Here is a 17,462-nt window from a genome sequence, read left to right on the forward strand (position 1 = left end):
CTGTGTTTCGCTTTTTTCCGCGACTCTCCGTCTCCGTTCTACTCCGCAGTAAAAGGTTTGTTCCCTCCATGACTATCCCTGCGTTCGTTTTACGTCTCACGGCCCTCGTGTGCCTGGTGTGCAGCGCCGCCGCGCACGCCACCGATTATCCGCTCACCGTCACCGACCTGGCGGGCCGCCAGGTGACCATCGAGCACGAACCCAAGCGCATCGTCCTGCAGGACGGCCGCGATCTTTTCAGCCTGGCGCTGCTCGACCGTGAAGACCCGTTCGCGCGCATTTCGGTGTGGAACAACATCATCAAGCGCTCGGATCCCAACACCTGGGCGCTGTTCGAGAAGCAGTGGCCGAAGAGCGCCAACAAGGCCACCGACATGCAGTTCGGTGACGACGGCGACATGAACCTGGAAGCGGTGGTGGCCGGCAAGCCCGATCTGCTGGTGTTCCAGCTGCGCGCGCGCAAGTCGTTGGAAGGTGCCGGTGTCGAGCGCAAGCTGGCGGCCCTGAAGATCCCGGCGATCTATGTCGACACCGACCTGGACCCTGTGCCCCACAGCCAGAAGAGCATCGAGTTGCTCGGCAAGGTGCTGAACCGCGAAGCGCGAGCCACCGAATACCTGGACTTCTACAAGGCGCGCCTGGCCAAGGTCGACAAGCTGGTGGCCGAGCAGGGCAAACGCCCGCTGGTGTTCGTCGAGGCCAAGGCCGGGCAGGGCGGCTCCAGCGCCTGCTGCTTCACCCACGGCGAGGTGTACTGGGGCAAGCTGGTGCAGGCCGCTGGCGGCGACAACCTCGGCAGCCAGATCCTGCCGGGCGTTACCGGTGACGTGACCCTGGAGACGGTGATCAGCAAGAAGCCGGACGTTTACGTGATGAGCGGCACCCAGTTCAAGGACAGCACCTCGATCTCGCCGCCGTTCGGCTTCGGCCCGACCGTACAGCAGCCGGCCATCGACAAGGCCATGGCGCAATTGCTCAAGCGTCCGGGCATGGCGCAGTTGCAGGCGACCCGGCAGAACCGTGTGTACGGTGTGTATCACCACTTCTACGCCAGCGCCTGGAACATCCTGGCGGTCGAGTACCTGGCCCAGGCGTTTTACCCGCAGGCCGCCGCCGGGCTCGACCCTGCCGCCAGCACCCATACCTTGCTGGGCATGACCGGGCTGGGCACCGTGCCGGCCATCCTGTTCAGCCAGGCGCCGCACGGTGAGTGAGTCGGCCGTGGGCGCTGCGCCTGGCGCCGGCGACTATCAGCAGCGCTACGCTCGCGCGGTCTGGCAGCGCAGCCTGCTGCTGGTCGGCCTGCTGGTAGTGGCGCTGCTGGCGTTCATCGCCGATCTGGTGGTGGGCTCCGGCACCCTGAGTTTCGCCGATGCCGTTCAGGGCCTGTTCACGCCCGACCAGGTGGATGACTCGACGCGGGTAATCCTCTGGGAGCTGCGCATGCCCATGACCCTGATGGCAGTGCTGGCCGGCACCTGCCTGGCGCTGGCCGGGCTGATCATGCAGACGGTGCTCGACAACCCGCTGGCCGAGCCCTTCACCCTCGGTATTTCCTCGGCAGCGGGCTTCGGCGCGGCCCTGGCGCTGACCTTCAACCTGTCCCTGGCCCAGTGGCTGCCGGGCTTCGGCGCGGAGATGCTGGTCACCGCCAACGCGTTTCTGTTTTCGCTGCTCACCGTCGGCGTGATCCTCTTGCTGACCCGCGGGCAGATCGGCCTTCAGGCCATCACCCTGCTGGGGATCGCCGTGCACTTCGTGTTCAGTTCGCTGCTCGGCCTGGTGCAGTACGTGTCCAGCGTCGATCAGCTGCAGAGCATCGTGTTCTGGCTGATGGGCTCGCTGCTCCACGTGACCTGGACCAAGGTCGCCCTGTGCACGGCCATCGCCCTGGTGGCAGTGCCGCTGGTATTGATGCAGGCCTGGGCGCTCACCGCGCTGCGCAGCTTCGGCGACCAGGCGGTGGTGTTCGGCATTCGCGTCAAGCGCGTGCGCACGACCATGCTCGTTCTGGCAGCGCTGCTTGCTGGTGCGGTCACCTCGGTGGTCGGCATCATCGGTTTCGTCGGCCTGGTGGCGCCTCACGTGGCGCGCCTGCTGGTCGGCGAGGATCAGCGTTTCACCATCGGCGTGACCCTGGCCTGCGGGGTCATCTTCGTCACCCTGGCGTCGCTGGCCAGCAAGCTGATCGTGCCGGGCGCCGTGCTGCCCATCGGCATGGTCACTTCGCTGATCGGCCTGCCGTTCTTCATCGTCTTGATCCTGCGCGACCGGAGGCTGACTTCCCGATGAGTTTCGTCAGCCAGAATTACAGCGTTTCCATCAACGGTCGGCCGATCATCCGCGACTTCGCCGTGCGCGCCGAAGCGGGCCGCACCCTAGCTTTGCTCGGCGCCAATGGCGCGGGCAAGTCGACCTTCATGAAGGGGCTGTGCGGCCTGCTGCGCGCCGAAGGCTCGGCGACCATCGACGGCACCCAATTGCTTGGCCTGGAGCCGGCGCTGCGGGCGCGGCTGATCGGCTACGTGGCCCAGGACATGGCGCACCTCGACGTGCGTTTGTCGACCTACGAGCTGCTGTTGCTGGCGCAGCACGGCGGCGCGCGCGGCTGGTCGACCCAGCGCGACAGCCAGCACCGCGCCAGCGAAGTGCTCGAGCTGCTGGGCCTGCAGCGCTTCGCCGAAAAACAGCCGGGACAGCTGTCCGGCGGCGAACGGCAGATGATTTCCCTTGCTCTGGCGCTGGTGCGCAGCCCACGCCTGCTGCTGCTCGACGAGCCAACCTCGGCGCTGGATCTGGCCAATCAGCTGCACATGCTCGAGGCGGTCACCGCCTACACGCGTCGCGAAAAGATCGTCACCCTGGCGATCTTCCACGACATGAACCTGGCCAGCCGCTACGCCGACGACGCGCTGATGATCAGCCAAGGCCGTGTGCACGGCTGCGGCACCACCGACGAGATGCTTACCCCCGAGCATCTGGCCGCCGTGTATGGCGTCGATTGCCGGACCCTGAGCGTGGACGAGGGCGCCTATACCGCGATCTATCCTGTGTCGGTGATCGGCGCCTAAAGCTCCAGGGTATCGCTGCGCTCAATCCGAGCTACAGATGTAGCCGACTAACACCTGTGGGAGCGGGCCATGCCCGCGAACGCTTCGCGGGCATGGCCCGCTCCCACATGATGTGTCCACTCGCGCCGTCCATTCAGCCATCGCGCCGATGCACGCTGTTCCCCGCCGCAAAGGTCTCCCGGATCACCCGATCATCTCCCAGAGTAATCAGCGCGAACAGCCGCTCGGCCAGGTTGCTGCTCTGCTTGAGGCGATAGTCGATCAGCGGCGTGGCCTGGTAGTCGAGTACCACGAAGTCCGCGTCCTTGCCCGCCTCGAAGTTGCCGATGCGCTCGTCCAGATACAGCGCCCGGGCGCTGCCCAGGGTCGCCAGGTACAGCGACTTGAACGGATCGAGCTTCTGGCCCTGCAGCTGCATGATCTTGTAGGCCTCACTGAGCGAGCGCAGTTGCGAGAAGCTGGTGCCGGCGCCGATGTCGGTGCCCAGGCCGACGCGTACCTTGTACTGCTCCATGCGCTTGAGGTCGAACAGGCCGCTGCCGAGAAACAGGTTGGAGGTCGGGCAGAAGGCCACCGCCGACCCGGTCTCGGCCAGGCGCCGGCATTCGGCGTCGCACAGGTGCACGGCGTGGGCGAACACCGAGCGCGGGCCGGTGAGCTGGTGCTTGTCGTAGACGTCCAGGTAGCCGCCATTGTCCGGGAACAGCCCCTTGACCCACTCGACCTCCTGGCGGTTTTCCGACAGGTGCGTGTGCAGGTACAGGTCCGGGTATTCGCCCAGCAGGCGCCCGGCCATGGCCAGTTGCTCCGGCGTGCTGGTCGGCGCGAAACGCGGCGTCACCGCATAGTGCAGGCGGCCCTTGCCGTGCCAGCGCTCGATCAGTTCACGGCTGTCGGCGTAGCCGGATTCCACTGTATCGGTCAGCGCCTCGGGGGCGTTACGGTCCATCAGCACCTTGCCGGCGATCATGCGCAGGTCCAGTGCGCTGGCCACCTCGAAGAAGGCGTCCACCGACTGTTTGTGCACGCTGCCGAACACCAACGCCGTGGTGGTGCCGTTACGCAGCAGCTCATTGACGAACACCTCGGCCACTTCACGGGCGTGGGCCTGGTCGGCAAAACGCATCTCGGTCGGAAAGGTGTAGGTATTCAGCCAGTCGAGCAATTGCTCGCCGTAGGCGCCGATCATGCCGGTCTGCGGGAAATGGATATGGGTGTCGATGAACCCTGGGGTAATCAGCGCGTTGTCGTAGTGGGTCAGGGCGACGCCCGCCAGGCGCGGCAGCAGCTCGATAGCCGGGCCCACGTCGCGCACCTTGCCGTCTTCGACCAGCAGAATGCCGTCCTCGAAATAGGCGTAGGACGCCTCGATACCGACTTCGGCCGGGTCGGCCAGGCTGTGCAGGATGGCGCCGCGGTAGGCGTGGGGGACGTTGGACATGGGGCCTCGATTCAATTCCGATGGAGCAGGGCGGGCTTCGCGGATGGCGATGCCCACTGGGCGAGCGCCCTGATAATGGGCGCTTGCCGCTGTGAGCCGGGATTCTGCGCGACAAGCGTGGCGTCGACAACTACGCCTGCGACGAATGTTGACCTGATGGTCAGGTGGTGGGGCGAGGCGCCGCGCCGTCGGGCTCGGCCGTCGTCGCGTCGGCCTTCAGGGTTTCCGGCATGCCCAACAGCAGAAGAACCGCGCAGCCGGCCACCGCTGCCAGCACCAGAAACGCACTGTCGTAGCCATTGGCCTCGGCGACATAACCGGCCAGGCCGTTGCTCAACGCCGCGCCAATGCCGAAGATCAGGCTGACGCTGGCCAGGCTGACGTTGAAGTGGCCGCTGCCGTGGGTCAGGTCGCGCACCATCAGCGGGATCAGCGCGCCGAACAGGCCGGCGCCGATGCCGTCGAGCAATTGCACGGATACCAGCCAGACCGGATCGTCGCTCAGCGTATAGAGTACGCCGCGAATCGGCAGAATCAGAAAACCGACCAGCAGCAGCGGCTTGCGCCCCCAGCGATCGGCGCGGGCGCCGACCAGCATGGCCGCCGGAATCATTACCAGCTGGGCGGCGACGATACAGGCCGAGATCAGTGTGGTCGCCAGCTCCGGATTGGCCAGCGCGAGCTTCTGCCCCACCAGCGGCAGCATGGCGGCGTTGGCCAGATGAAACAACGCGCAGCATAGTGCCAACAGTACCAGCGGTGGCTGGGTGAGCAGCTCGCGCAGCGGCGTCATGGCCGCGCCGACGTCCCGGCCACGGGCTATGTCGGCATCGACGGCGCGCGCCGGAATGCTCAGCACCGACAGCAGGCTCAGCACCGCCATGACGGTCATCAGGTAGAACACCGCCACCGGCCCCCACAGGTAGGCGAACAGGCCGGCGAGCAGCGCGGCGGTGGCGTTACCGGCGTGGTTGAAGGATTCGTTGCGGGCAATACGGCGGGTAAACGCCTTCGGCCCGACGATGCCCAGGGTGATACCAGCCAGCGCTGGGGCGAACACCGAAGACGCCATGCCGGCGGCGATCTGGCTCACCGCCACCCAGGCGAACTGGGTCTGCCACAAGGTGACCAGGCAGGCGAGGGTGACCAGTACAGAGGCGGCCGCAACCAGCAGGCGCTTGTCGCGAGCCCAGTCGACCAGCGCGCCAGCCGGAATCTGCGCCGCCAGGCCGGCCAGCCCACCGAGGGCCATGACCAGGCCGATATCGCCGGGCTGCCACTTGTGCACCGAGAGCAGATAGATGGCGAGATAAGGCCCGAGCCCGTCGCGTACATCAGCCAGAAAGAAATTCAGGCGATCCAGCTTCGCTGCGCATGGGTACGTCTGCATGGGAACCTCGGGCGGCAAGAAAACGCGCCAGGCAATTGCGCTGGCCTGGCGATTGGATGCCAGCGAAGCGGCGGCGTTCCCTGTACATATGCGCGGGGCTTGCTGGCGCCTTGGCTGTGCTAAACTCCCGCCCCTTCTGGCCATTGGCCAGGCCTCACGCTCTCCAAGCATCGCGCCTCAAGGACCTATATGACGCTGTGCGCCGCTGACCTCCCTGCCAATCCGGTTGCCGTCTCGGCGAGCGCCTGCCCGTGCGCCTGAAATCCATCAAGCTGGCGGGCTTCAAGTCCTTCGTCGACCCCACCACGGTGAACTTCCCCAGCAACATGGCGGCGGTGGTCGGTCCCAACGGCTGCGGCAAGTCCAACATCATCGATGCCGTGCGCTGGGTGATGGGCGAGAGCTCGGCGAAGAACCTGCGCGGCGAGTCGATGACCGACGTCATCTTCAACGGCTCCAACACCCGCAAACCGGTGACCCAGGCCAGCATCGAGCTGATCTTCGACAACAGCGACAACACCCTGACCGGCGAGTACGCAGCCTTCGCGGAAATCTCCATTCGCCGCCGGGTGACCCGCGACAGCCAGAACACCTATTTCCTCAACGGCGTGAAATGCCGTCGTCGCGATATCACCGACATCTTCCTTGGCACCGGTCTGGGCCCGCGCAGTTACTCGATCATCGAGCAGGGCATGATCAGCAAGCTGATCGAGGCCAAACCCGAGGAGCTGCGCAACTTCATCGAAGAGGCGGCGGGCATTTCCAAGTACAAGGAACGCCGCCGCGAGACCGAGAGCCGTATCCGCCGCACCCAGGAAAACCTGGCGCGCCTGACTGACCTGCGTGAAGAGCTGGAGCGCCAGCTCGAGCGCCTGCACCGTCAGGCCCAGGCGGCCGAGAAGTATCAGGAATACAAGGCCGAGGAGCGTCAGCTCAAGGCGCAGCTGACCGCGCTGCGCTGGCAGACGCTGAACGAGCAGGTCGGCCAGCGAGAGGCGGTGATCGGCAATCAGGAAGTTTCCTTCGAGGCGCTGGTGGCCGAGCAGCGCAACGCCGACGCCAGCATCGAACGGCTGCGCGATGGCCACCATGATCTGTCCGAGCGTTTCAACCTGGTACAGGGGCGCTTCTATTCGGTGGGCGGCGATATCGCCCGGGTCGAGCAGAGCATCCAGCATGGCCAGCAACGCCTGCGCCAGCTGCAGGACGACCTGCGCGAAGCCGAGCGCGCGCGTCTGGAAACCGAATCGCACCTGGGCCACGACCGCACCTTGCTGGCGACCCTCGGCGAAGAACTGGCCATGCTCGAACCGGAGCAGGAAATCACCGCGGCGGCTGCCGAGGAATCCGCCGCCGCCCTGGAGGAAGCCGAGACCGGCATGCACGGCTGGCAGGAGCAGTGGGACGCCTTCAACCAGCGCAGCGCCGAGCCGCGTCGCCAGGCGGAGGTGCAGCAGTCGCGCATCCAGCAGTTGGAGCAGAGCCTGGAGCGCCTCAGCGAACGCCAGCGTCGTTTGGGCGATGAGTTACAGCAACTGGCCGCCGACCCGGAGGATGCGGCGATCATCGAGCTGGGCGAGGAGATCGCCGTTGGCGAGCTGGACCTGGAGCAGTTACAGGAACAGGAAGCCGAGCAGGCCGAGCGCCTGCAGCAATTGCGTGACGAACTGCAACACACCGGTCAGGCGCAGCAGCAGGCCCAGGGCGAGCTGCAACGCCTCAGCGGTCGCCTCGCGTCTCTGGAAGCCTTGCAGCAGGCCGCGCTGGATCCGGGCAAGGGCACGGCGCAATGGTTGCGCGACAACGGCCTCGATCAGCGCCCGCGCCTGGCCGAAGGCCTGCGGGTGGAAGCCGGCTGGGAGCTGGCGGTGGAAACCGTACTCGGTGCCGACCTGCAGGCCGTGCTGCAGGATGATTTCGGCGGGCTGGATTTCGCCGCCCTTGAGCAGGGCGAATTGCGCCTGGTGTCGGCGGCCGGCGATAGCCAGCGCATCCCCGGCAGCCTGCTGGACAAGGTCGAGTCACCCGTGGACCTGGCGCCCTGGCTGGGCCGTGTGCGCCCTGTCGAAAACCTCGATCAGGCCCTGGCCGAACGCGCCACGCTGGCATCCGGCGAAAGCCTGGTCAGCCGCGATGGCTATTGGGTTGGCCGGCACTTCCTGCGGGTGCGGCGTGCCAGCGAGGCGCAGAGCGGCGTCCTGGCCCGGGCTCAGGAGCTGGAGACGCTGGGCCTGGAGCGGGACGAGCGCGAGGCCGCGCTGGCGCTGCTGGAGGAAAGCCTGCAGGCCCTGCGCGAGCGCCAGCGTCAGGAAGAAGAATTGCGCGAGCAGCAGCGCCGCCAGTTGCAGGATCAGGCGCGCCGCCTGGGCGAGCTGAAGGCGCGGCTGTCAGCCGGTCAGGCCAAGGCCGAGCAGTTGTTGCTGCGGCGTCGGCGCATCGAGGCCGAGCAGCAGGAGCTGGCCGAGCAGCGGGCCATGGAAACCGAACAGTTGGGTGAGGCGCGCCTGTACCTGCAGGACGCCCTCGACAGCATGGCCCTGGATACCGAGCAGCGCGAAAGCCTGCTGGCCAGCCGCGATGCCTTGCGCGAGCGGCTTGATCGGGTACGCCAGGAGGCCCGTCAGCACAAGGACCACGCGCACCAGTTGGCCGTGCGCCTGGGCTCGCTGCGCGCCCAGCACGACTCCACCCGCCAGGCCCTGGAACGCCTCGAGCTGCAATCCGAGCGCCTCACCGAAAAGCGCGAGCAGCTCGACCTGAACCTGGAAGAGGGTGCTGCACCGCTGGAAGAGTTGCGCCTGAAACTCGAGGAGCTGCTGGAGCGGCGCATGGGCGTCGAAGAGGAACTGCGCCTGGCGCGCCTCGCGCTGGAAGATGCCGATCGCGAACTGCGTGATGCCGAGAAGCGCCGCACCCAGGCCGAACAGCAATCGCAAATGCTGCGTGGCCAGCTGGAGCAGCAGCGCCTGGAATGGCAGTCGCTTAACGTGCGCCGCAAGGCCTTGCAGGACCAGTTGCTGGAAGAGGGCTTTGATCTGCACGGCGTGCTCGCCACCTTGCCCGAGGACGCCAGCGAGGCGGCCTGGGAACAGGCCTTGGAACAGATGGCCGGGCGCATCCAGCGGCTCGGCGCGATCAACCTGGCGGCCATCGAGGAGTACCAGCAGCAATCCGAGCGCAAGCGCTACCTGGATGCCCAGAATGCCGACCTGGTCGAAGCACTGGATACCCTGGAAAACGTCATCCGCAAGATCGACCGGGAAACCCGCAATCGTTTCAAGGAAACCTTCGACCAGATCAACGCCGGCCTGCAGGCGCTTTTCCCGAAAGTTTTCGGCGGTGGCAGCGCATATTTGGAACTCACCGGCGAAGATCTACTCGATACCGGGGTGACCATCATGGCGCGTCCACCGGGCAAGAAGAACAGCACCATCCATTTGCTGTCCGGCGGCGAGAAGGCATTGACGGCGCTGGCGCTGGTTTTTTCGATCTTCCAGCTCAATCCGGCACCGTTCTGCATGCTCGACGAAGTGGACGCTCCGCTGGACGATGCCAACGTCGGGCGTTACGCGCGGCTGGTCAAGGAGATGTCGGAAACCGTGCAGTTCATCTACATCACCCACAACAAGATCGCCATGGAAATGGCCGACCAGTTGATGGGCGTGACGATGCACGAACCCGGTTGTTCGCGACTGGTAGCGGTGGATGTCGAAGAGGCGCTGGCGATGGTGGACAGTTGAGAAGGCCAAACGAGGTTTTTGTCGCGTAAAAACCGGTGTCAGTGGCGGTTTTACAGCGTATTGCCGGTGTAAAGTTGCCTTTCGTCGTGCTAGCTTAACGCCCACTTTTGTTGCACGTGGGAAAACGCCAGTCAGAACATGGAGTTGGCGCCACGTTTCAAGGTCATCATTACGGGCCAGGACGCCTTTTTTCATCAATTTTTGCTTTAGGGGTCAGGACATTTCATGGAATTCGGTCTACGCGAGTGGCTGATCATCATCGGTATCATCGTCATCGCCGGCATCCTCTTCGATGGCTGGCGGCGGATGCGCGGTGGCAAGGGCAAACTCAAGTTCCGGCTCGACCGCAACCTGTCCAATCTGCCCGATGATGACGGCGACCCCGACGTGCTCAGCCCGCCCCGGGTGGTCGAGCGCAATCAGGAACCCTCTCTGGACGAAGATGATCTGCCGTCGATGAGCGCCCGTGACGTCAACAACCGCCGTCGTGGCGAGCCGCGCCAGGGCGACCTGGATCTGGTCGCCGACGAGCCGGTGCCGACGCTGCTCGATCCGGTTGCTGAAAAAGACGATTCCCGCAGCGCCTCCAGCAAGCAGTCCGACAAGGACCTGCCGCCGGTCGAGGAGGTGTTGGTGATCAATGTCATCGCCCGCGACGAACAGGGCTTCAAGGGCCCGGCGTTGCTGCAGAACATTCTGGAAAGCGGCCTGCGTTTCGGTGAGATGGACATCTTCCATCGCCACGAGAGCATGGCCGGCAACGGCGAAGTGCTGTTCTCCATGGCTAACGCCCTGAAACCCGGCACCTTCGACCTGGACGACATCGAAGGCTTCAGCACTCGCGCGGTGAGCTTCTTCCTCAGCCTGCCAGGCCCGCGTCATCCCAAGCAGGCCTTCGACGTGATGGTTGCTGCGGCACGCAAGCTGGCCCACGAACTCAATGGTGAGCTCAAGGACGATCAGCGCAGCGTGCTGACCGCGCAAACCATCGAACATTACCGTCAGCGCATCGTCGAATACGAACGCCGCCTGTTGACGCAAAAACGCTGAAAGAAAGCGGCACCGACAAGCCTCAAGCTACAAGCCCAGCGCTTGGCTTGAGGTTTTTCGTTTCTGTGCCCTGGCCGTGGCCCGCCGAGAATGACCCGCATGAAAGATTCCGCTCAACGTATCCTCGAACTGCGTAACGAACTGGACGCACACAACTACCGCTATTACGTGCTCGACGAGCCGAGCGTGCCGGACGCCGAATACGATCGTCTGTTCCGCGAACTGCAGGCCCTCGAAGCCGAGCACCCGGAACTGGTGACGCCCGATTCGCCGACCCAGCGCGTTGGCGGTGAAGCGCTTAGCGCCTTTGGCGAGGTGCGCCACGAAGTGCCCATGCTCAGTCTTGGCAACGCCTTCGAAGAGGACGACCTGCGGGCTTTCGACCGCAGCGTGCAGAACGGCCTCGGCGTGCAGGGCGGCGATCTGTTCGGTGGCGGTGCCGAGGTCGAATACAGCTGCGAGCCCAAGCTCGACGGCCTCGCGGTGAGCCTCTTGTATCGCGACGGCAAGCTGGTGCGCGGCGCCACCCGCGGCGACGGCACCACCGGCGAGGACATCAGCGTCAACGTGCGCACCATTCGCAACGTGCCGCTCAAGCTGCAGGGCAGTGGCTGGCCGGATGTGCTGGAAGTGCGCGGTGAGGTGTTCATGTCCCGCGCTGGTTTCGAACGTCTCAACGCCGCCCAGGCCGAGATCGGTGGCAAGACCTTCGCCAACCCGCGCAACGCCGCGGCCGGCAGCCTGCGCCAGCTGGATTCGAAGATCACCGCCAGCCGCCCGCTGGAATTCTGCTGCTACGGCCTCGGCCAGCACAGCGCCGAGCCGGCGCCGACCCAGGTCGGCATGCTGCAGCGCCTGAAGACCTGGGGCATTCCCATCAGCCCCGAGCTGAAGCTGGCCAAGGGCGTTGAGGATTGTCTCGCCTATTACCGCGATATCGGCGAGCGGCGCATGGGGCTGCCCTATGACATCGACGGCGTGGTGTTCAAGGTCAACAACATCGAAGACCAGCAGCAGCTCGGCTTTCGCGCCCGCACGCCGCACTGGGCCATCGCCCACAAGTTTCCCGCCATGGAAGAGCTCACCGAGCTGCTCGACGTGGAGTTCCAGGTTGGCCGTACCGGTGCCGTAACGCCAGTGGCGCGCCTCAAGCCGGTGAAGGTCGCTGGCGTGACGGTATCCAACGCCACGTTGCATAACATGGACGAGGTGGCGCGCCTCGGGGTGATGATCGGCGACACGGTGATCATCCGCCGCGCCGGTGACGTGATTCCCCAGGTGATGCAGGTGGTCACCGAGCGCCGCCCCGAGAACGCGCGCCCAGTGGCGGTGCCGGAGCAGTGTCCGGTGTGCGGCTCGGCGGTGGAGCGTACCCAGCTGATCAAACGCAGCAAGGGCCGCGAAACCGTTAGCGAAGGTGCCGTGTATCGTTGCGTCGGCCGCCTGGCCTGCGCCGCCCAGCTCAAGCAGGCGATCATCCATTTCGTCTCGCGCCGTGCCATGGATATCGAAGGCCTCGGCGAGAAGAGCGTCGAGCAACTGGTGGACGAGGGCCTGGTCGGGTCGCCGGCCGATCTCTACACCCTTGAATTCGATCAGGTCGTTGGTCTGGAAGGCTTCGCCGAGGTATCCAGCAATAAACTGCTCAAGGCCATCGCTGACAGCAAGCGCCCGAGCCTGGCGCGCTTCATCTACGCCCTCGGTATTCCCGATGTGGGTGAAGAGACCGCCAAGGTGCTGGCGCGCTCCCTGGGGTCGCTGGAGCGTGTCACCCAGGCATTGCCGGAAGTACTAACCTACCTGCCGGACATCGGTCTGGAGGTGGCCCACGAGATCCACAGCTTCTTCGAAGACGCGCACAACCAGACGGTGATCAGCCACCTGCTCGAGCGCGGGCTCGAGCTGCAGGACCAGGGCGAGCTGGCGGCCGAATTCGCCGCCAGCACCACGCTCGGCGGATTGCTCGACAAGTTGAATATTCCGTTTGTGGCGGCCACTGGCGCGAAGAATCTGGCCGAGCGCTTCAAGACGCTGGAGGCGGTGATCACCGCCGACTGGCTCGACCTCAGCGCGATGAAGGGGCTCAACGAAAAAGCCAAACAGTCGGTGCGCGAGTTCTTCGCCAACGCCGAGAACGCCAATCGTGCGCGGGCCATCGAGACGCAGCTGCGTGATTTCGGCATGCACTGGGAGAGCGAGAAGAAGGTCGTCGAAGGCCTGCCGCTGGCCGGCCAGACCTGGGTACTGACCGGCAGCCTGGAAGTGATGAGCCGCGATATCGCCAAGGACAAGCTGGAAAGCCTGGGCGCCAAGGTGGCCGGCTCGGTATCGGCGAAAACCACCTGCGTGGTCGCCGGCCCCGGCGCCGGCTCGAAGCTGGCCAAGGCCACCGAGCTGAACATTCCGGTGCTTGATGAGCAGACGTTTATCGCCAAGCTGGGCGATTACGGCATCGCTGCTGAATGACGGTTTAACGCCTCCAGAAACCGCGACCTCGCGCCGAGGTCGACGCTCCTGCGCAGCGCATAGCCCGGGTCGAGCGCAGCGACACCCAGGGTTTTCTGGGTTTCGCTGCGCTCAACGCCAGGCTACGAGGCCTGCGTGGCTACAACCCATCAGCAGTGGCTCATCAATGCGTTCTCAACCGCCCGCCAACATCATCCAGAACGACGTGCCGACCCCGACGATGCTTTCGCCGGCCACCAGCCCAGCCGCGGCGGCGATGGTGAAACGCTCGCCGAGGCTGCGCCAGCGCGACTGAAATACCCAGGCGAGCAGGGCGCCGATCGCCATCATCAGCGAGATCGACGCCGGGATGATGAACGCCAGGCCAAAGGCCGCCGAGCTCGGCAGCAGCCGGGCGAAGGTCGACTGCACCGGCAGGCTCGCTTCCAACACGCCAAACACCACGCCGCCCAGGGCGCCGGCCAGCATGGCCCAGCGAATGCTCACGTCGAGAGAATCGAGGCCATAACCCAGCACTTCGGCGACCGCCTTCCAGGTGGCGACGGCGGGCGCCGGCCATTGTTGGGTGATCAGCATGCTTTGTGGGTCGGGGATCAGGATCTGGTAGACCAGCACGCCGACGATGCTGCCGACCAGAATGCCCAGGCACTGGGCGATCAACTGGTTGTAGGGCTTGGCGCCGATGGCGTGGCCGACCCGGAAGTCATTGAGCAGGTCGGTGCACTGGCCGGCGGCGCCGCCGGCGGTATTGGCGGCCATCAGGTTGACGCTGACCTGCCCCGGTGCGATCACTCCGAACGTCAATTGCGACAGCTGCCCGGTGGCGCCAATTGGCGGAATGCCGGTCGCCCCGACCACCCGCGCGGCCATGCAGGCGAGGGCCACCGCCAGCGGTACGCTGAGCAGCGCCATCAGCGGGTCGATATCGAACAGCAGCACCTGCAGCGTCAGCACCAGCAAGGACGCTAGAACCAGCATCAGCAGCGGCAATTTGGCAGGGCTCTGCCGGAGCGTATCGCCAGCGGCGCGGGCGATACGCCGGCTCGCCACGAAGCGCACCGCCAGGGCGGTCAGGGTGGCGCAGACCAGCAGGGTCACGCCGGGCCATAGCAGCCACTCTACCAGCGGAGCGAACTGCGGGCCGCTGGCATCATCGGCGAGCGCGACCAGGCCACTGCTCAGCAACCACGGAGCCAGGCCGCCCCAGGCGATCAAGGCACCAAGCAGCAACGACAGGCCTACTCGGATGCCGATGATGCCGCCAAAGCCGATCAGCAGCGGCGACGGGTCGAGGTTGAAGGTCAGCCGTTCCAGTTGCGCACTGGGCGACCAGCGCGGCAGGTTGTATAGGAAGGTATCTGCCCATTTCACCAGCCCGCCGAGCAGCGCCGCGGCGCCAAGCACGCAGAGACGTTGCAGCGCATCGCGGCCATGGTTGTAGACCTGCTGCATGGTTTCCAGGGTGGCGACCGCCTCGGGAAAGCGCAGGCGGGTGTCCTCGACCATGCTGCGACGTAGGTACCAGGCCACCCAGATACCCAGAAAGCTCACCGAGAACACCCAGGCCACCAATGGCAGCGTCGGCAGCTGTTGCCCGGTCAGCAGGGTGTAAGCTGGTATGGGCGCCACCAGGCCGCCGGAGATGATCGAAGCGGCCGCCGAGGCGGTGGTCTGATTGATGTTGCTTTCGCGCATGCTCCAGGCGGTGCCCAGACGCCAGCGCACCAGGCTTTGCCAGATGCCGTAGCTGACCAGCAGGGCGATGATCGACATGTTGAACGACCAGCCGATTTTCAGCCCGGAATAAATGTTAGACGGCGTCAGCAGGGCGCCGAGCAATACACCGGAAAACAGGGCGCGGAAGGTGAGTTCGCGATCGGCGAGCATGGCGAGCCTGCATCTGACGAGTGTCGTCGTTTGAGGCGTCAGGCTGGCGGGGGTTCAGTCTTAAAGGAGGGCGTTCTTTGCGGGGAAGAGCAGCGGGACGCCTTGTGACGCCCCGCTGATGGATCAGTTGACCGCGTCGGTCAGTGCCTTGGCCGGTACGAACTTCACGACCTTCTTGGCAGCGATTTCGATGGCTTTGCCAGTCTGCGGGTTGCGACCGGTGCGCGCCGGGCGCTCGCTTACCTTCAGTTTGCCGATGCCCGGCAGGGTGATTTCACCACCATTTTCCAACGCATCGCTGACGATCTCGCTCAGCTGATCGAGTGCCGCGCGGACGGTGGTCTTCGGCGTGTCGATAGCTTCTGCGATGTCACCGATCAGTTGGTCTTTGGTAATGGCCATGTGATTGCTCCTTGGGGATGAAAAGTCTGGCGCTGGATACGCCGCTACTCATAGTTGATCGATCAGAGCTGCACTGCCCGATCGGTCAGGCTTCATTGTGACCTACCTGCTGCCGGTTAATTCCGCCGTACTGCTCAAATCCGTGCGCTTGCGAGCGTTTCTCGTGTTTTTCCAAGGGTGTTAAGTTCGCGTAAAGATACTGGCGGTTTGCCTTTCTGTTCCTTTAAATGGGGCTATTCTCCTGAAAACAGTCGCCAGAGCCATTCCGGTTCTGCTGGGGGAAGCCATGTTGCGCTTATTCGCCGATCTTGGGTTTCGTTCGAAGATTGCCCTGCCGATCATCTTCCTCGCACTGTTGCTGGTGCTGATGGGCAGCCTGGCTATGTGGGGCATCAGCCAGGTGGTTGGCGCCAGCAATCGACTCACTCACCAATTTCTGCCAGGCGTGAGTCTGCTGCTCAACGCCGATCGCGACCTCTATCAGGCGCTAGTCGCCGAGCGCAGCCTGCTCAGCGATGGTGCTCGAGAACATGTAGCGGATCTGCGCCAGTCCCAGGCAGAAAACGTCCAGCAGGCCGCTGACCGCGTCCGCGCCTATGGGCAGATGGCGCCGGGCGACGAGGCCATGCGCCTGGTGAGCGACTTCGAACGTGCATTTGCAACCTGGCAGCGCAGTGCCGCTCAGGTCATGCAACTGATCAACACGGATCCGGCCGCCGCCGCCCGCTTGAGCTTCGGCGACAGCGAGGCGCAATTCGATGCCATGCGCGAGGTGATCAACAAGCTTGGCGAGTTGGAGGATCAGGCTGCCAAAGATGTCGGTACAGCGGCTATTGCCCACGGCGAACGCCTTGGCTGGCAGCTCGGTGTGGCAGTGGGCAGCGGGTTGCTGGTCTGCTTGCTGCTGGTCATCGCCTTCCCCACGCTGGTCACGCGGCCGCTACACCGCTTGCTCGACCGCATCGACCAACTGGCCGATGGCGATGGCGACCTACGCGTACGCCTTGAAGTATCGTCACGCGACGAGCTCGGCCGCCTCAGTACCAGCTTCAATCGTTTCCTCGACAAGCTGCACCCGATGATCAGCGATGTAGGTCGGGTCACCGGCGAGGTCGCCAGTGCGGCGAAAGGCCTGGCGGTGATGGCCGCCACCAATGACCGGCTGATCAACAGCGAGCACGCGGCGGTCGATCAGGTCAGTACCGCAGCCACTGAAATGAGTGCAGCGGTGCATGAGGTCGCGCGTAGTGCCCAGGGCGCAGCCGATAGCGTACGTCACGCCGAAACCCAGTCCCGTGAAGGCGCGCGGGTGGTCGGGGCGACCATTCAGACCATTCGTCATCTGGCTGGTGAAGTGGAGAGTGCTTCGCAGAGCATTCAGGCGCTGGAGCAGGAAGCCGGTCGCATTGGTGAGGTATTGGCGGTGATCCGCGGCATTGCCGAGCAGACCAATCTATTGGCCCTCAACGCCGCAATCGAGGCCGCGCGAGCGGGCGAACAGGGACGCGGCTTCGCTGTGGTGGCCGACGAGGTGCGGGCTCTGGCAGCGCGCACCCAACAGTCGACAACCGACATTCAGGACATGATCCAGCGCCTGCAAGGCGGTGTGCAGAATGCCGTCAAAGCCACCCACTCGGGCAGTTTGAAGGCCCGGGAAAGTGTCGAGCAGGCAGCGGGTGTGGATCAGGCGCTAAGCGATACCAGTGATTCGCTGCAACGCATCAACGATATGACGGCCCAGATCGCCACCGCCTGTGAGCAGCAAAGCAGCGTCACCGAGGAGATCGCCCGTAATATCACCGATATTCGTGAGCTCTCCAACGAGGCAGCGAACACCTCGCAGCAGAGCACCGAAGCCAGTCAGCGCCTGTCCGAGCTGTCCGGGGACCTGGCGCGACTGGTCGGCCGCTTCCGCGTCTGAGGCCGCACATATACGCTAAGTGCTTGAAGCAGTTGTAAGTTCGGCACAAGCCGGTACAATGGCGCCGGCTCACTGCATGGTGAGCCGCGTTATG

Annotated in this window: 11 protein-coding genes; 7 read left to right on the forward strand and 4 right to left on the reverse strand. The window is 64.8% G+C overall.

Annotated elements, in window-relative coordinates:
* Positions 1-68: 68 nt before the first annotated feature.
* The 3 genes from BM279_RS22770 to BM279_RS22780 are packed head-to-tail and all read left to right on the forward strand — an operon-like array spanning position 69 to position 3,071.
* The gene (locus BM279_RS22770; RefSeq protein ID WP_093507651.1) at positions 69-1,214 is read left to right on the forward strand and encodes an ABC transporter substrate-binding protein; all 1,146 of its coding nucleotides are present in this window, start codon (positions 69-71) and stop codon (positions 1,212-1,214) included.
* Positions 1,207-2,292, forward strand: a complete 1,086-nt coding sequence (locus BM279_RS22775; RefSeq protein WP_013791721.1) for a FecCD family ABC transporter permease — start codon at positions 1,207-1,209, stop codon at positions 2,290-2,292. Before BM279_RS22770 ends, BM279_RS22775 begins: the two co-directional genes overlap by 8 nt.
* Complete coding sequence (locus tag BM279_RS22780; RefSeq protein ID WP_093507653.1) at positions 2,289-3,071, forward strand: ABC transporter ATP-binding protein; 783 nt, start codon at positions 2,289-2,291, stop codon at positions 3,069-3,071. Before BM279_RS22775 ends, BM279_RS22780 begins: the two co-directional genes overlap by 4 nt.
* A 133-nt stretch (positions 3,072-3,204) precedes the next feature.
* On the opposite strand, the gene guaD is transcribed toward BM279_RS22780, so the two are convergent.
* Positions 3,205-4,512, reverse strand: a complete 1,308-nt coding sequence (gene guaD / locus BM279_RS22785; protein ID WP_093507656.1) for a guanine deaminase — start codon at positions 4,510-4,512, stop codon at positions 3,205-3,207.
* 160 nt (positions 4,513-4,672) lie between these two features.
* Positions 4,673-5,902 carry an MFS transporter gene (locus tag BM279_RS22790; RefSeq protein WP_093507658.1) on the reverse strand — a complete coding sequence of 410 codons (1,230 nt, stop codon included), beginning with the start codon at positions 5,900-5,902 and terminating at the stop codon, positions 4,673-4,675.
* 251 nt (positions 5,903-6,153) lie between these two features.
* Here BM279_RS22790 and smc point away from each other — a divergent pair, with 251 nt between their 5' ends.
* The 3 genes from smc (at position 6,154) to ligA (ending at position 13,158) form a co-directional block, all read left to right on the forward strand.
* Positions 6,154-9,642 carry a chromosome segregation protein SMC gene (smc, locus tag BM279_RS22795; protein ID WP_093507660.1) on the forward strand — a complete coding sequence of 1,163 codons (3,489 nt, stop codon included), beginning with the start codon at positions 6,154-6,156 and terminating at the stop codon, positions 9,640-9,642.
* Between the two features lie 225 nt (positions 9,643-9,867).
* Complete coding sequence (gene zipA / locus BM279_RS22800) at positions 9,868-10,692, forward strand: cell division protein ZipA (protein WP_013791716.1); 825 nt, start codon at positions 9,868-9,870, stop codon at positions 10,690-10,692.
* Between the two features lie 99 nt (positions 10,693-10,791).
* Positions 10,792-13,158 (forward strand): NAD-dependent DNA ligase LigA, encoded by a 2,367-nt coding sequence (gene ligA, locus BM279_RS22805; protein WP_093507663.1) that lies wholly within the window; start codon positions 10,792-10,794, stop codon positions 13,156-13,158.
* A 174-nt stretch (positions 13,159-13,332) separates the two neighbouring features.
* Here the strand turns inward: ligA and BM279_RS22810 are convergent, their stop codons facing one another.
* Positions 13,333-15,045, reverse strand: a complete 1,713-nt coding sequence (locus BM279_RS22810) for an OPT family oligopeptide transporter (RefSeq protein ID WP_093507665.1) — start codon at positions 15,043-15,045, stop codon at positions 13,333-13,335.
* A 123-nt stretch (positions 15,046-15,168) separates the two neighbouring features.
* On the reverse strand, positions 15,169-15,447 hold the full coding sequence (locus BM279_RS22815; RefSeq protein WP_013791713.1) for an HU family DNA-binding protein: 279 nt from the start codon (positions 15,445-15,447) through the stop codon (positions 15,169-15,171).
* A 286-nt stretch (positions 15,448-15,733) separates the two neighbouring features.
* Between BM279_RS22815 and BM279_RS22820 the strand changes: the two genes are divergently transcribed.
* Positions 15,734-17,368 (forward strand): methyl-accepting chemotaxis protein, encoded by a 1,635-nt coding sequence (locus BM279_RS22820; protein ID WP_093507667.1) that lies wholly within the window; start codon positions 15,734-15,736, stop codon positions 17,366-17,368.
* Positions 17,369-17,462: the final 94 nt, after the last annotated feature.

This window comes from Phytopseudomonas straminea, from assembly GCF_900112645.1.
GTDB classification, from domain to species: domain Bacteria; phylum Pseudomonadota; class Gammaproteobacteria; order Pseudomonadales; family Pseudomonadaceae; genus Aquipseudomonas; species Aquipseudomonas straminea.

Coding starts and splice junctions, on each gene's coding strand:
- BM279_RS22770 (WP_093507651.1), top strand. CDS start 69: ATGACTATCCCTGCGTTCGTTTTACGTCTCACGGCCCTCGTGTGCCTG.
- BM279_RS22780 (WP_093507653.1), top strand. CDS start 2,289: ATGAGTTTCGTCAGCCAGAATTACAGCGTTTCCATCAACGGTCGGCCG.
- guaD (WP_093507656.1), bottom strand. CDS start 4,512: ATGTCCAACGTCCCCCACGCCTACCGCGGCGCCATCCTGCACAGCCTG.
- BM279_RS22790 (WP_093507658.1), bottom strand. CDS start 5,902: ATGCAGACGTACCCATGCGCAGCGAAGCTGGATCGCCTGAATTTCTTT.
- zipA (WP_013791716.1), top strand. CDS start 9,868: ATGGAATTCGGTCTACGCGAGTGGCTGATCATCATCGGTATCATCGTC.
- ligA (WP_093507663.1), top strand. CDS start 10,792: ATGAAAGATTCCGCTCAACGTATCCTCGAACTGCGTAACGAACTGGAC.
- BM279_RS22810 (WP_093507665.1), bottom strand. CDS start 15,045: ATGCTCGCCGATCGCGAACTCACCTTCCGCGCCCTGTTTTCCGGTGTA.
- BM279_RS22815 (WP_013791713.1), bottom strand. CDS start 15,447: ATGGCCATTACCAAAGACCAACTGATCGGTGACATCGCAGAAGCTATC.
- BM279_RS22820 (WP_093507667.1), top strand. CDS start 15,734: ATGTTGCGCTTATTCGCCGATCTTGGGTTTCGTTCGAAGATTGCCCTG.